We start from the raw sequence: 13823 nt of genomic DNA, 5'->3' as shown, positions 1-13823 counted from the left end.
GGGCGGTCAAATTTCGGCGGTTCGATCACTTATGGTCTCATCGCCGGCCAGCATGTGATCGGCCAGATGCGACCCGAGCGCCGCATAACCCGCCGCACCGGCGTGAAAGCCGTCCCGCGAAAAGCCCTTGGCTTCGACAGCCCGCAGCTCCGGCAGCGCGTTCATGCCTCGCTCGCGGCAGAGCTGGCGCGCACGTCGCGTTAGAAGCTCCGCCCGCATGTCGAGCACGGTGGCGAGTTGCGGCGGCAGGCCAGGCACGAGGCGCAGATTGAAGATCGGGTTCCAGAACAGCTGCGCGCCCGGAAACCGCGCGCGAAGGGCGTAGATCAATTCGCCGAAGTCGCGCTTGAAGCGGCGCGCGCCATGCCAGTTCTTGGCGTCGTTGATGCCGGCCGAGACGACGATATGGGTGAAGTCGCGCGGCTCCAGATGCGGCAGGACCCGCAGGGTCAGTTGCGGCACGGTGGCCGAATTGAAGCCGGCGGCCCGCCAGCGGACGGCCCGGCCCGACCTTTGCGCCAGCGACCGGCCGATCTGGAAGGCCAGGCCTTCCTCCTGCCGGTTCGCGCCCACCCCCTGTACCGAACTGTCGCCGATCACCAGCAACCGAATTTCCGGCTCCTGCCCCTCGAACCGGCCCTCGACCGGACCGGGCGGCGGCGACAGGCGCAGGCTGCGGCGGCGCATGCCGATCCCCTGCCAGACATAGATCGGCAGACCGAGGAGCGAGAGGGGACCGGCGAGCCGGCCATAGCGGCCGGGTCCGATGGCGTCCGTTGGTTCGATCCCGTCTTCGCTGACGGCTCCGGTGAGCGGTTCCGGTCGCTTGAGCACGTCGTCCTCTCAGTCGTCGGCGTCGAGCGCCTTCACACCCGGCAGGGTCTTGCCTTCCATCCATTTCAGAAAGGCGCCGCCCGCCGTGGAGACATAGGTGAATTCATCGGCGACGCCGGCATGGTTGAGCGCGGCAACGGTATCGCCGCCACCGGCCACCGACACCAGCTCCCCCACTTCGGTGCGTTCGGCGGCATAGCGCGCCGCCGCTACGGTCGCGGTATCGAAGGGCTCGATCTCGAACGCGCCGAGCGGGCCGTTCCAGATCAGCGTGTTCGCCCGTTCGATCCACTCCTTGATCTTTTCGACGCTTTGCGGCCCGGCATCGAGGATCATCTGGCCCGCCGGCACGGCGTCAACCGAGACGGTCTCGCTCGGGGCGCCGGCTTTGAACTCACTGGCGACCACCGCATCGACCGGCAGCACGAGCGCGCAGCCGGCCTTCTCGGCCTCCGCCTCGATCTCGCGGGCGGTGTCGGCCAGATCGTGCTCGCAGAGCGAGGCCTGAACGTCGATGCCGTCGGCGGCGAGAAACGTATTGGCCATGCCGCCACCGACGACGACCGCATCCACCTTCTTCACCAGATTCATGAGTAGGTCGATCTTGGTGGAGACCTTCGCCCCGCCGACGATCGCAACGACTGGCCGTTCCGGCTCGCCGAGGCCCTTCTGCAGCGCCTCCAGCTCGGTCTGCATGGTCCGGCCCGCATAGGCCGGCAGTTGATGCGCCAGCCCTTCGGTCGACGCATGCGCGCGATGGGCGGCGGAAAAGGCGTCGTTGACATAGAGATCGCCGAGGCCCGCATAGCGGGTGGCGAGATCGGGATCGTTCTTCTCTTCGCCCGGCTCGAAGCGGGTGTTCTCCAGCAGCAGTACATCGCCATTGGCCATCTTGGCGATGGCGTCGTCCGCCTGATCCAGCGTGGCGAAATGCACCCGGTGATCCAGCACTTCCTCCACGGCGGAGGCGACGGGTTTCAAGCTCATCTCCGATACGGTCTTGCCCTTCGGCCGACCGAAATGGGCAAGCAGAATGACCTTTGCGCCCCTGTCGGACAGTTCCGCTATCGTCGGCGCGACGCGCTCGATGCGGGTGGCGTCGGTCACCCTTCCATCCTTCATCGGCACATTGATATCGACACGCAGCAGCGCGCGCTTACCGGTCAGTTCGGCCAGATCGTCCAGCGTCTTGAAGCTCATTTTCGCAATACCTCGGGATTCGTCACCGGCTTTCGCATAAAGGGCCGGAGCGACGACGTCCAGATTTTAGGTCGGGTCTCCGTGCAGGCGAATGGAAGGTCGGCTCAGCCCGGCTGGCGTGCAAAGGCGAGGGTCACGCCAAAGCCGGCGATCAGCGCGCCGAAGATGCGCTCCATCCAGACCTTGAGCGACAGATAGGCTCGCCGAACGGACGGACGCGACAGAAAGAGCGCCACCGCGGAAAACCAAAGAAAGCAGGTGATCGAGGTCGTCGCACCGAAGGCCAGCTTCAGCGAGAGCGGCGTTTCGGGTGTCGCGACCTGGGTGAAGATGGAAAGCGTGAAGAAGGTCGCCTTCACATTGGTAGCATTGGTAAAGAAGCCCCAGCGCAGGGCCTGCCACGGGCCCATTGGCGCCAGGTCGGCGCCCTCGTCGACCAACGTGCCCTGCCCCGCCGATGCGCTGTGGATCATCGAAAGGCCCAGAAAGATCAGATAGGCCGCGCCGACCCATTTGAGGATATTGAAAAGCAGGATCGACTGGCTCACCGCAACGCCGATACCGGCAATGGCGTAGCCGGCGTGAACCAGCAGGCCCGCCGCGATCCCAACCGCCGTCAGCACGCCTGCGCGCCGCCCGCTTACCAGCGCGTTGCGCGAGACGACCGCGAAATCCGGCCCTGGCAGCATCGCCGCAAACAGGGTCAGCACGAAGACGGTGGCGATACCGGTCATAGGCGTCGAAACATTCCTGGATAGTCTTTGACGATTGCGCTGCGATCAACTGGCAGCATCACTTCGAAAGAGCGATCGACGGCCGCGTAATGATAGCTGCGATAGGGTTCGACCACCGTGTAACGCTGTTGGTCGAGGATCGGGGCCAGATCATCGAACGGAACATAGACGACGCGAAACGCTGCACTCGTGCTCTCGTGCTGATCGGGAAGAGCCCGGATCGCGAGCGTGTTTGTGAACGGCGTTCCAGCGAGATCGATCAGTGAAGCGCCGTCAAAGCGGGTGTCGTGGGCCTCGTCCGCGCCGACCCAGCCATCGTCCTGCCGGCGCATCGACAGACGAATGCCGCCGACATCCTCGACGGAAAAGGACTGAACCGCCCATGTCTCGTCGCATCGTATCGTGTAGCTGATGCCATAGTCGCGGCCGCCACGACCGCCGACGAGAACGGACCGAATCGTCACCCCATCCGAAACGGCTTCGATCCGGCAATGTTCGAGACCAGCGGGATCGAGAGCTGCCCAACGTATATCTATGCCGAAACAGCTCTCGAAACCCATACTGTCAGATCAGCTTGCCCATCGCGACGGCGGTGTCGGCCATGCGGTTGGAGAAGCCCCATTCATTGTCGTACCAGGTCAGGATCGAACAGAACGTACCGTCCATCACCTTGGTCTGATCGAGATGGAAGATCGACGAGTTCGGGTTGTGGTTGAAGTCGATGGAGACGTTCGGCGCGTCCGTGTAGGACAGGACGCCCTTCAGACCGCCATCCGCCGCGCTACGGATCGCCTGGTTGATCTCTTCGACCGACGTGTCGCGCTTGGCGATGAACTTCAGATCGACCACCGAGACGTTCGGCGTCGGCACGCGCATGGCGAAACCGTCCAGCTTGCCGTTCAATTCCGGCAGGACGAGGCCGACCGCCTTGGCCGCACCGGTCGAGGTCGGGATCATGCTCATCGCGGCGGCGCGGGCGCGGTAGAGATCCTTGTGCATGGTGTCCAGCGTCGGCTGGTCGCCCGTATAGGAGTGGATCGTCGTCATCATGCCCTTTTCGATGCCGATCAGATCGTGCAGCACCTTGGCGACGGGCGACAGGCAGTTGGTCGTGCAGGAGGCGTTGGAGACGACGAGGTCGTCCTTGGTCAGCACGTCGTGATTGACACCATAAACGACGGTCTTGTCGGCGCCGGATGCGGGCGCGGAGACCAGAACGCGCTTGGCGCCAGCTTCCAGATGCATTGCCGCCTTGTCCCGGGCGGTGAAGATGCCGGTGCATTCCATCACCACATCGATGTCCAGATCGCCCCAGGGCAGCGCCTTCGGATCGCGCTCCGACAGCACCTTGAAGCTGTCGCCGCCCTCGATTCTGATCGTGTCGCCATCGACCTCGACGGATTTCGGAAACGCGCCGTGCACGCTGTCGAACCGCATCAGATGCGCATTGGTCTCGACCGGGCCCAGATCGTTGATGGCCACCACATCCACATCGGTGCGGCCGCTCTCATAAATGGCGCGAACCACATTGCGGCCGATGCGGCCAAAGCCATTGATGGCGATACGAAGCGTCATGAGCGATTTCTCCTGCGGGAAGCGGGCCGCCGGCCGCCGCTTTCCGCAGCGCGCGCCCCTGAATTCGGTTCGCCCCGCTCATAATCCTGCCGCGCGGAAGAATCCACCCCGCGCATTATCGCCGAGACAAATTGCGGTGCATGCGGCCGCCGGCAGGCGGCGGCTAGCCCCGTTCGAGCGCGGCGAGCCGCTTTTCGGCCGCGGCCACGATGGCCTCGGTGGTGATGCCGAAATGCCGGAACAGCTCGTCCGCCGGCGCCGATGCGCCGAAGCTGTTCATGCCGATGAAGGGATCGTCGCGGTCCAGGAACAGGTCCCAGCCCTGGCGAATGGCCGCTTCGACGCCGATGCGCACCTTCGAATCGCCGCGAATGGCCGCCTTGTAGGCTTCGCTCTGCTGCTCGAACAGTTCGAAACAGGGCACCGAGACGACGCGCGTCGGATGGCCCTTGGCTTCCAGCGCCGTCCGGGCTTCCAGCGCCAGGCCGACCTCCGAACCGGTGGCGAAGATCGTCACCTTGGGTTCGGCGGACGCCGTTTCCAGCTCATAGGCGCCATAGCGGCACATATTCTCTTCTTCGAACTCGTGGCGCACCGTGGCGAGACCCTGACGCGTCAGGGCGAGCGTCGAGGGCGTCTTGCGGCTCTCCAGCGCCAGCTGCCAGCATTCCATCGTCTCGCAGGCGTCTGCCGGGCGGAAGATGTAGTGGTTCGGAATGGCGCGCAGCGCCGCCAGATGCTCGACCGGCTGGTGCGTCGGCCCATCTTCGCCAAGACCGATGGAATCGTGGGTCATCACATAGATGACGCGCAGCCCCATCAGAGAGGACAGGCGCATGGCCGGGCGGCAGTAGTCGGTGAAGACGAGGAAGGTCGCACCATAGGGGATGAGGCCGCCATGCAGGGCGATGCCGTTCATCGCGGCGGCCATGCCGTGCTCGCGAATGCCGTAATAGATGTAGCGACCAGAGAAATCGTCGGCCGAGACGGGCTTGGTCTGGCTGGTCTTGGTGTTGTTCGAGCCGGTCAGATCGGCCGATCCGCCAATGGTCTCGGGCACCGCGCCATTGATGACTTCGAGCGCCATTTCGGACGCCTTTCGGGTCGCGACCTTCGGCTTGTCGTGCGCCAGCGACTTCTTGTAATCGGCGATCGCCGTTTCCAGCGCGCCCGGCAGATCGCCGCGCATGGCCCGCTCGAACGCGCCCTTCATCTCCGGATCGGCGTCCTGAAGCCGGCCTTCCCAGGCCGTCCGCGCCTTGGTGGAGCGCAGTCCCGCCAATCGCCAGTCGTCCAGAATTTCGCTCGGAATGTCGAAGCTCTCATGCGCCCAGTCCAGCGACTTGCGCGTCGCCGTGATTTCGTCGGCGCCAAGCGGGCTGCCATGCACCTTGTTGGTGCCGACCTTGGTGGGCGCGCCGCGACCGATCTCGGTCTTGCAGGCGATCATGGTCGGCTTGTCGCTTTCGCGCGCCTTCTCAATGGCCTCTGCAATCGCTTCGGCGTCGTGGCCATCCACATCGAGCGTCGCCCAGCCCGACGCTTCGAACCGCGCCCGTTGATCGGTCGAATCGGACAGATCGACGGAACCGTCGATGGTGATGCCGTTATTGTCCCAGAAGACGATCAGCTTGTTCAGCCGCAGATGGCCCGCCAGCGCGATGGCCTCCTGGCTGATGCCTTCCATCAGGCAGCCATCGCCGGCGATGGTGTAGGTGTAATGGTCGACCAGCGCGTCGCCATAGCGGGCGTTCAGAAGCCGCTCCGCCAGCGCCATGCCGACCGCATTGGTGATGCCCTGGCCGAGCGGGCCGGTCGTGGTTTCGATACCGGCGGCATGGCCATATTCCGGGTGGCCCGCCGTCTTGCTGCCGAACTGGCGGAAATTCTTGATTTCCTCGAGCGTGATATCCTCGTAGCCGGTGAGGTAAAGGAGCGAATAGAGCAGCATGGAGCCATGACCGGCCGACAGCACGAAGCGGTCGCGGTCAGGCCAGTCAGGGTTCTTCGGATCGTGCTTCAGGAAACGCGAAAACAGGACGGTCGCAATGTCCGCCGCGCCCATCGGCAGGCCGGGATGACCGGAATTGGCCTGTTCCACCGCATCCATGGAAAGGAAGCGGATCGCATTGGCCATCCGCTCATGTTTCTCCGATTGGGTCATGATCGCTCGCTGATTGATGGTGTTGGGCCCGGGCGCCCGTCTGGTGGGGCCGTCATGGATTCTCAAGGGAAGCGCGCTCGCGCTGGTCGCCCGATCCGGTTGAAAATGCCGGCGAGACATAGCAGGGCCGTGAAATGAGTCAATCGAACCGCGCCCGAAATGAGGTGGATGGCGCACCCGGCGCGTTGACCCTTCCTTAAAGCGGCCCATAAGCTGCGCTTTCTAATCGACGGAAAAGCCGCGTTGATTCGCAGGCAGCCGTGATCTTTCGGTGGGGGACAATGACGCAGGAGAGCAATTTTCGACAGGCGATCAAAAAGCTCGCCGAGGCGATTGGAACGCTGGAGAACGCCGTCGATGCCCGGCTGGAGCGCGAGCAGGATTTCGCGGGCGCGCAGGAAGAAGTGCAGCGGATGAACACCGACCGCGCCCGCCTCGCCGACCTTCTGGATGAGAGCGAGGGCCGCGCCGAAAGGCTGGCGGACGCCAATCGCGAAGTCTCCGGCCGCCTCGTTTCGGCCATGGAAACCATCCGCGCGGTCGTGGATCGCTAGATTAAGGGCAGGACCCGGCTGAATGGCGCAAGTCTCCGTTACCATCGATGAGAAGACCTATCGCATGGCCTGCGATGAAGGTCAGGAAGAGCACCTTCTGGGGCTCGCCGAACAGCTGGATGGCTATATCCGTCATCTGAAAGGCAGTTTCGGCGAGATCGGCGATCATCGCCTCTCCGTCATGGCCGGTATCATGGTGATGGACGAATTGTCCGACACGAAGGCGCGGTTGGACAAGCTGGAGAAAGAGATCGAGACGCTGAGAAGCGAGCGCGACAGCGCCGAGAAGAAGGCGCGCGACGCCGGTGGCGCCATTGCCGGCGACATCACCCGCCTTGCCGAGCGGGTGCAGACCATCGCCAAGAAGCTGGATGGCTGACTAACCCTCCATCTCCTCCTTCAGCATTTCCAGTTCCAGCCATTCCTCTTCGGCGCTCGCCAGCTCGGCTTTCGTCGCTTCCAACTTTTTCGCCAGCGCGTTGAAGCCTTGCGGGTCGCGGCCGAAGAAATCCGGCGCGGCCAGCTTCACTTCGCCCTTTTCGATCTCGGCAGCCAGCGCTTCCATTTCGCCCGGCAGCTTCTCCAGCCGGAACTGCTGCTTGTAGGACAGTTTGGCGCTTTTCTTTTTCGCTTCGGGTTTCGAGGGAGCTGTGGCAGACGCAGCCTTCGGCTTGCTCTCGGCTGCCTCGCCGATGGGTTTGAAGGGCCGGCTGCCGCGTTGCGCCAGCATGTCGGAATAGCCGCCGGCATAGTTGGTCCAGCGCCCGTCGCCTTCCGGCACGAGCGTGCTCGTCACCGTGCGATCAAGGAAATCGCGGTCATGGCTGACGAGAATGACTGTGCCTTTGAAATTGGCCACCAGCTCCTGCAGCAGATCGAGCGTTTCCATGTCGAGATCATTGGTCGGCTCGTCCAGCACCAGCAGATTGGCCGGCTGCGCCAGCGTCCGCGCCAGAAGCAGGCGGGCCTTCTCACCGCCCGACAATTCGCGGATGGGCGTGCGCGCCTGTTCCGGCGAGAACAGGAAGTCCTTCATATAGGAGATGACGTGGCGTGGCTGATCGTCGATGACGAGTTGGTCGCCCCGCCCGCCCGTCAGCCAGTCGGCCAAACCCATATCGGGATCGAGCGCCGCGCGGCGCTGGTCGAGCATCGCCACTTCCAGATTGGTGCCATGCCGCAGCGACCCCTCATCGCTGGAAAGATCGCCGAGCAGCAGTTTCAGAAGCGTTGTCTTGCCGACGCCGTTCGGCCCGACGAGACCGATCCGGTCGCCGCGCTGAATGCGGATGGAAAAATCGCGGACGATAGGCCGCCCATCATAGCTCTTGGCAAGACCCTTCGCTTCGATCACCAGTTTGCCGCTCGCCTCGGCCTCGCTGGCCGCCATCGTCGCATTGCCCTGCGGGCCGCGCCGTTCGCGAAACTGCCGGCGCAGTTCGGCAAGCTCGTCGACCCGTCGCATATTGCGCTTGCGCCGGCCCGACACGCCATGGACGATCCAGTGCTGCTCCCGCTCGATCTTGCGACCGAGCTTGTGATGGGCTGCTTCTTCCTCCTCCATCAGCTTGTCGCGCCAATCCTCGAATTTGGCAAACCCCTCGTCCAGCCGGCGGGTCCGGCTCCGGTCGAGCCAGACCACCCTGTCCGTCACATTTTCCAGAAACCGCCGGTCGTGGCTGATCGTGACAAGGGCCGAGCGGCTGCGCACCAGTTCCTCCTCCAGCCATTCGATCGTGGCGAGGTCCAGATGGTTGGTCGGCTCGTCGAGCAGCAGGATGTCCGGCTCCGGCGCCATCAGCCGGGCGAGCGCCGCGCGCCGGGCCTCCCCGCCGGAAAGCGTGGCAGGGTCGGCCGATGCCGACAGACCGAGATGCTCGATAAGGTAAAGAACGCGCCAGTGATCGTCCGCCGGGCCGAGACCGGCCTCCACATAGGCTTCGACCGTCTCGAATCCCTCGAAATCCGGCATCTGCGGCAGATAGCGCAGCGTCGCGCCCGGCTGGCGGAAGATCTCGCCATCCATCGGCTCGGTCTGGCCGGCCGCGATCTTCAGCAGCGTCGATTTGCCGGATCCGTTCCGTCCGATCAGCGCGATCTTCTCGCCAGGCGCGATCGAAAGCGACGCGCCCTCGAACAAGGGTGCGCCGCCAAAGGTAAGGAAAATGCCGTCGAGCGTCAGTAGCGGCGGCGCCATTGATCAGCCCGCCCCTTCGCCGGATTCGGCGGCATCGGCGATCATCTCGGCGACCATGCGGTCGGTTGAGGCCGGCTCGATGACGTCCTGCGTCACAAGCAGCAGGCCGCGCCCGGCCGAAAGGGTGATCGTGACCGGCCCTTCCGCCACATTGGAGAGCGTCCGCGACGAGCCGAACGGGATCGCTTCATCGGCAAGCGGCCAACGGGCGCCGCTGACTGACAGATCCTTCAGATCGGCGAAGACCAGAATAGAAAACAGCGTGCCTTCGGACAGCTCGAACCGGTTCTCTTCGCCGATGCGAAGCGGATGGCCTTCCTGCCGACCATCGGTCAGCATCGTGTCGATCCCCGCCTCGTGCAATCCGATCGCGGCCATTGTGATCTGCATCGCATGGTCGAGGCGTGCACCGCCAAACGCGCCGACCACGAGCAGAGAACGCGCGCCCCGCCGGATCGCCTCGCGAAACGCCAGATCGCCGTCGGTCATATCCTTGTCAACCGGATGGCGTTCCATGGCGACATCGCGGAATCGCTCCATGTCGCCCGGGGTTACGCTGTCGAAATCGCCGATCCACAGTTCCGGGGTCACGCCGAGCGTCTCGGCATGTTTCATACCGCTATCGGCAGCGATAGCCGGCAGGCCGGCAACCTGGCTCATCAGGCGCGGCGTGGCGTCCATGTCGCCTCCGAGAAACAGCGCATAGCGGGTCATGTCGTGTCGCCTCATTCTTCGCCAGCCCAATTCAAGCCGCCCGCTCTAACCATTTCCTTCACCTTTCGCCAGCCATAGTCTTGCGACGTCTCGCGCCACGCAAATGCCCGGAAGGGGCCATAATCCTGAATTAGGCCAGCACACGGTCGGTTGGGCTTTAGCGGCCGGCATGGGCGGGACACATGCGAACGATTAGGGATGAACGGGGTTTTTCACGTTTGATATACGGCCCGAATTTCACCGTTTTGCGGAAAGGCGGCACGGTCCATCGGCGCGCCATCGGCCTTGTCGCTCTTGCGGGCCTGGCCCTTTCCGGCTGTGCCGCCGTGACCGACAGCATTGTGGAGACGTCGGGCCAGTCCCGGGGCGAAGCCATTCTCAGCCCATCCTCCAAGCCGGTGACGGTGGACAATGTGGCCGGCAACAACCGCCTGCGCCGGCTGGCTGCCGAGCAGCACCCGAAGATCGTGGCGTCCTATGGCGGCGAATACAACGATCCCAAGCTGGAGCGGACGGTCGCACGCATTGTGGGCGAACTGACGACCGCAGGCGACAACAATACGCAGATCTACAATATTACCGTGCTGGATTCGCCCTCGATCAACGCTTTCGCGCTGCCCGGCGGTTATCTCTATATCACTCGCGGCCTTCTGGCTCTTGCCAGTGATTCGGCGGAGCTTGCGACCGTGATCGCCCATGAGATGGCGCATGTCACGGCCAATCATGGCATCGAACGCCAGAAGATGGAGCGGGCCGAGACCGTTGCGACCAAAGTCGCCGAGGACCTGCTCGGCAGCTCCAATGCGGCGCGCGCGGCGGCTATTCGCGGCCAGCTTCGCCTGGCGCAGTTTTCACGCGGGCAGGAATTGGCGGCCGACGCCATCGGCATTCGCGCCACGGCCGCCGCTGGCTTCGATCCCTACGCTGCCGTCCGGTTTCTCCGGTCTCTCAGTGCTTACACACGGTTTCGCTCGGTCACGGGCGCCAAGCCCGAGCTGGATTTTCTAGCCAGCCATCCGACCAGCGAGCGCCGCATGGAAATCGCCCAGCGCCTGGCGCGGCAGCAGGGCGGGCCGGGCGTCGGAACACGCGCGCGCGACGCCTATCTAGCCGGCATCGACGGCATGACTTATGGCGACACGGCGCGCGAGGGCTTCATTCGCGGCCGCGATTTCCTGCATCCCAGAATCGGTATCGGCTTTCGGGTGCCCGAAGGTTTCGTCATCGACAATTCTTCCGAGGCGGTCACGGCGGCGGGGCCGAATGACATGGCGATCCGGTTCGATGGGGTACGCGTGGCCCGCAGCATTTCGCTGACGGATTATCTGGCCAGCGGCTGGATCGGCGGGCTCGATCCCAATTCTGTCGAGGCGGGTCAGGTCAACGGCCTGCCCTATGCGCGCGCGCGGGCCGCCGCCGATGGCTGGGAGTTCGCCATTTCGGTCTACCGTGTCGACAACACCGTTTATCGACTGCTTACCGCTGCGCCCGTCGGAACGAAGGAACTCGCCAGGCTGGCCCATACGACCGCCCGCTCCTTCCGCGTACTGCCGAAATCGGAACGCGCCACCCTGAAACCCCTGCGGATCAGGATCGTTACCGCGAGCGGCAGTGACACGATCGGCAGCCTTGCAGCGAAGATGGCCCCGGTAACGCGCAAGGAGCAGCTCTTCCTCGTCTTGAACGGGCTGAGCAAAAACGACAGGATTCGCGCGGGCGAAAAATTCAAGCTGGTCGTCGAATAAAAAGGCCCGGCCTTCGAAAAGACCGGGCAAAAGTTTCGTGCGTGCATCCCGCCGGTGAATGGCGGATCAGACCAGTCAGGCCGTGGCGTGATCGACGATTTCGGGATGATCCTTCATCAGCGCGCCGCGCAGCTTCTCCATGGCACGGCTTTCGATCTGCCGGACGCGCTCCTTGGAGATGCCCAGCTTGTCGCCGAGCGCTTCCAGCGTCGCGCCATTATCGCAGAGGCGGCGCTCATTGATGATCCGCAATTCTCGCTCGTTCAGCACAGACAGCGCCGTGCGGAGCCACTCGGTCCGGCGGCTCTCATCGATGCTTGTGCCGACAACCTCATCGGGCAGCGGATCGTCGCTGACGAGAAAGTCCTGGCGATCCGCGCTGCCGTCGCTGTCGGCAACCATCGGCGCATTCAGCGAGGAATCGGGACCGGAAAGGCGGCTATCCATCAGCGCCACATCCGATTCGGAAACGCCGAGCGCCGAGGAGATTTCCTTGTACATCACGGCGGATGACAGCATTTCGCCGCCCTGGCTCAGCTTGGCGCGAAGGCGGCGAAGATTGAAGAACAGCGATTTCTGAGCGGAGGATGTGCCTCCGCGAACGATGGACCAGTTCCGCAGGATGTAATCCTGAATCGAGGCCCGGATCCACCAGGTGGCGTATGTGGAGAAGCGAACCTCGCGTTCCGGCTCGAACCGCGCGGCCGCTTCGAGAAGACCGACATGGCCCTCCTGGATGAGATCGCTCATCGGAAGACCGAAATTGCGAAACTTGGAAGCCATGGAAATCACCAGCCGCATATGGGCCGTCGTGATTTTGTGAAGAGCGACCTGATCCTGCTGGTCCTTCCAACGAACGGCAAGCTCGTGTTCTTCCTGCCGTTCGAGATAGGGCGCCTTCATCGCTGCCCGGATCATGGAGGAGCGGCCGCTGTCGTTTCGCATGGCAATCCCTTTCGTCATAAAATGCAGCCTTGAGGCAAGGCTGAGTCATGAACCAGACGAAGAGGAGATTTCACGCCACCACATCCAGCCTCGAAGGAAGAATGCCGTTTGGCGGGCAAGGTTCCGGCCCCACAGAAATTTTTATAGCCGGAACCCTCGGAATTTCTTAGGTTTTTAGACTTGACAAGTCCGTCTCGAAGTTGCAGAGGCGGTCAAGGCCTTGCCAAATCCTTTTTGTGACAGTCGCGTAAAAAACCCGGCCGAAGCCGGGTTCTTCAAAAGGTCTGTCCTGCAGATCGATCGCGATCAGGCCGCTTCTTCCTTGGAATCGGCTTCGCTGTCATTGGCCTTCGCGCCGCGTTTCGGGCCCTTGGCCAGATTCTGCTCGATGAGGTGAACCGCTTCGGTTTCGCTCATCTTGTTCACCGCTGCGATTTCGCGCGCCATACGATCCAGCGCCGCTTCATAAAGCTGGCGTTCGGAGTAGGACTGTTCCGGCTGGCTCTGGTCACGGTAGAGATCGCGGACCACTTCGGCGATGGAGATCAGATCGCCGGAATTGATCTTGGCGTCGTATTCCTGGGCGCGGCGCGACCACATGGTGCGCTTCACACGCGCCTTGCCCTGCACGACCTTCAGGGCGCGCTCGACATAGTCGCCTTCGGAAAGACGGCGCATCCCGACCGATTCGGCCTTGGCGACCGGCACCTTCAGCCGCATCTTGTCCTTCTGAAAATCGATCACGAACAGTTCCAGCTTGATGCCGGCGACTTCCTGCTCTTCGATCGCTGTGATCTGACCCACGCCATGCGCCGGATAGACGATGAACTGTCCCGTCTTGTAACCTTGACGCTGTGCTGGTTTCTTACTGGCCATACTCGGCAAACTCCCTATTCGCCCCACGGCGCGGGGCTTGAAGTCGCAGACCGCCATCAACTCGGCGATTAACATATCTTTAACCGTGTCCGCAGCGAAACGAATTTGGCTCTACCGTCCAGCGTTTGTCGAAACGAGTACGGTCAGAACTGCGAAGTCTCAGCAAGTGGTCAAAGAAAGCGCCTGAAAACTGCTTGATGTTGCGGCATGCGTCAGAAACGTAACACGAAATACGCCGCAAAGCAAATATTTGCTGCGTGCGCGAATACCGCAAGATGCCAGAAT

At 63.1% G+C, this 13823-nt stretch carries 13 protein-coding genes; 3 read left to right on the top strand and 10 right to left on the bottom strand.

What is annotated here, in order from left to right; genetic code table 11:
* Window positions 1-6: 6 nt before the first annotated feature.
* The 6 genes from B7H23_RS06625 to tkt form a co-directional block, all read right to left on the bottom strand.
* Window positions 7-834, bottom strand: a complete 828-nt coding sequence (locus B7H23_RS06625) for an SGNH/GDSL hydrolase family protein (RefSeq protein ID WP_240534992.1) — start codon at window positions 832-834, stop codon at window positions 7-9.
* Window positions 835-843: 9 nt separating this feature from the next.
* The gene (locus tag B7H23_RS06620) at window positions 844-2034 is read right to left on the bottom strand and encodes a phosphoglycerate kinase (protein ID WP_094076513.1); all 1191 of its coding nucleotides are present in this window, start codon (window positions 2032-2034) and stop codon (window positions 844-846) included.
* 104 nt (window positions 2035-2138) lie between these two features.
* The gene (locus B7H23_RS06615) at window positions 2139-2768 is read right to left on the bottom strand and encodes a LysE family transporter (protein ID WP_094076512.1); all 630 of its coding nucleotides are present in this window, start codon (window positions 2766-2768) and stop codon (window positions 2139-2141) included.
* Window positions 2765-3328 carry a putative glycolipid-binding domain-containing protein gene (locus B7H23_RS06610; RefSeq protein WP_094076511.1) on the bottom strand — a complete coding sequence of 188 codons (564 nt, stop codon included), beginning with the start codon at window positions 3326-3328 and terminating at the stop codon, window positions 2765-2767. The genes B7H23_RS06615 and B7H23_RS06610 overlap by 4 nt, the downstream gene beginning before the upstream one ends.
* A gap of 4 nt (window positions 3329-3332) precedes the next feature.
* On the bottom strand, window positions 3333-4343 hold the full coding sequence (gene gap / locus B7H23_RS06605) for a type I glyceraldehyde-3-phosphate dehydrogenase (RefSeq protein ID WP_094076510.1): 1011 nt from the start codon (window positions 4341-4343) through the stop codon (window positions 3333-3335).
* Between the two features lie 163 nt (window positions 4344-4506).
* Window positions 4507-6507 (bottom strand): transketolase, encoded by a 2001-nt coding sequence (gene tkt / locus B7H23_RS06600; RefSeq protein ID WP_094076509.1) that lies wholly within the window; start codon window positions 6505-6507, stop codon window positions 4507-4509.
* A gap of 281 nt (window positions 6508-6788) precedes the next feature.
* On the opposite strand from tkt, the gene B7H23_RS06595 reads away from it, so the two are divergent.
* Together B7H23_RS06595 and B7H23_RS06590 are read left to right on the top strand one after the other, a co-directional pair.
* Window positions 6789-7061 (top strand): DUF4164 domain-containing protein, encoded by a 273-nt coding sequence (locus tag B7H23_RS06595; RefSeq protein ID WP_094076508.1) that lies wholly within the window; start codon window positions 6789-6791, stop codon window positions 7059-7061.
* Between the two features lie 22 nt (window positions 7062-7083).
* Window positions 7084-7440, top strand: coding sequence for a cell division protein ZapA (locus B7H23_RS06590; protein WP_094076507.1), 357 nt, complete (start codon window positions 7084-7086; stop codon window positions 7438-7440).
* Here the strand turns inward: B7H23_RS06590 and B7H23_RS06585 are convergent, their stop codons facing one another.
* The gene (locus B7H23_RS06585; protein ID WP_094076506.1) at window positions 7441-9258 is read right to left on the bottom strand and encodes an ABC-F family ATP-binding cassette domain-containing protein; all 1818 of its coding nucleotides are present in this window, start codon (window positions 9256-9258) and stop codon (window positions 7441-7443) included.
* Between the two features lie 3 nt (window positions 9259-9261).
* Window positions 9262-9972, bottom strand: coding sequence for a thiamine diphosphokinase (locus tag B7H23_RS06580; RefSeq protein WP_094076505.1), 711 nt, complete (start codon window positions 9970-9972; stop codon window positions 9262-9264).
* A 182-nt stretch (window positions 9973-10154) separates the two neighbouring features.
* Between B7H23_RS06580 and B7H23_RS06575 the strand changes: the two genes are divergently transcribed.
* On the top strand, window positions 10155-11717 hold the full coding sequence (locus tag B7H23_RS06575; protein WP_094076504.1) for a M48 family metalloprotease: 1563 nt from the start codon (window positions 10155-10157) through the stop codon (window positions 11715-11717).
* 75 nt (window positions 11718-11792) lie between these two features.
* On the opposite strand, the gene B7H23_RS06570 is transcribed toward B7H23_RS06575, so the two are convergent.
* Together B7H23_RS06570 and B7H23_RS06565 are read right to left on the bottom strand one after the other, a co-directional pair.
* Window positions 11793-12662 carry an RNA polymerase factor sigma-32 gene (locus B7H23_RS06570; RefSeq protein WP_094076503.1) on the bottom strand — a complete coding sequence of 290 codons (870 nt, stop codon included), beginning with the start codon at window positions 12660-12662 and terminating at the stop codon, window positions 11793-11795.
* Between the two features lie 306 nt (window positions 12663-12968).
* On the bottom strand, window positions 12969-13538 hold the full coding sequence (locus B7H23_RS06565; RefSeq protein WP_094076502.1) for a CarD family transcriptional regulator: 570 nt from the start codon (window positions 13536-13538) through the stop codon (window positions 12969-12971).
* Window positions 13539-13823 lie beyond the last annotated feature (285 nt).

Source organism: Notoacmeibacter marinus (assembly GCF_002238045.1).
Lineage (GTDB): Bacteria > Pseudomonadota > Alphaproteobacteria > Rhizobiales > Rhizobiaceae > Notoacmeibacter > Notoacmeibacter marinus.
Note: the sequence above shows the minus strand (reverse complement) of the source record. Positions and strands in the feature narration are given on the sequence as shown.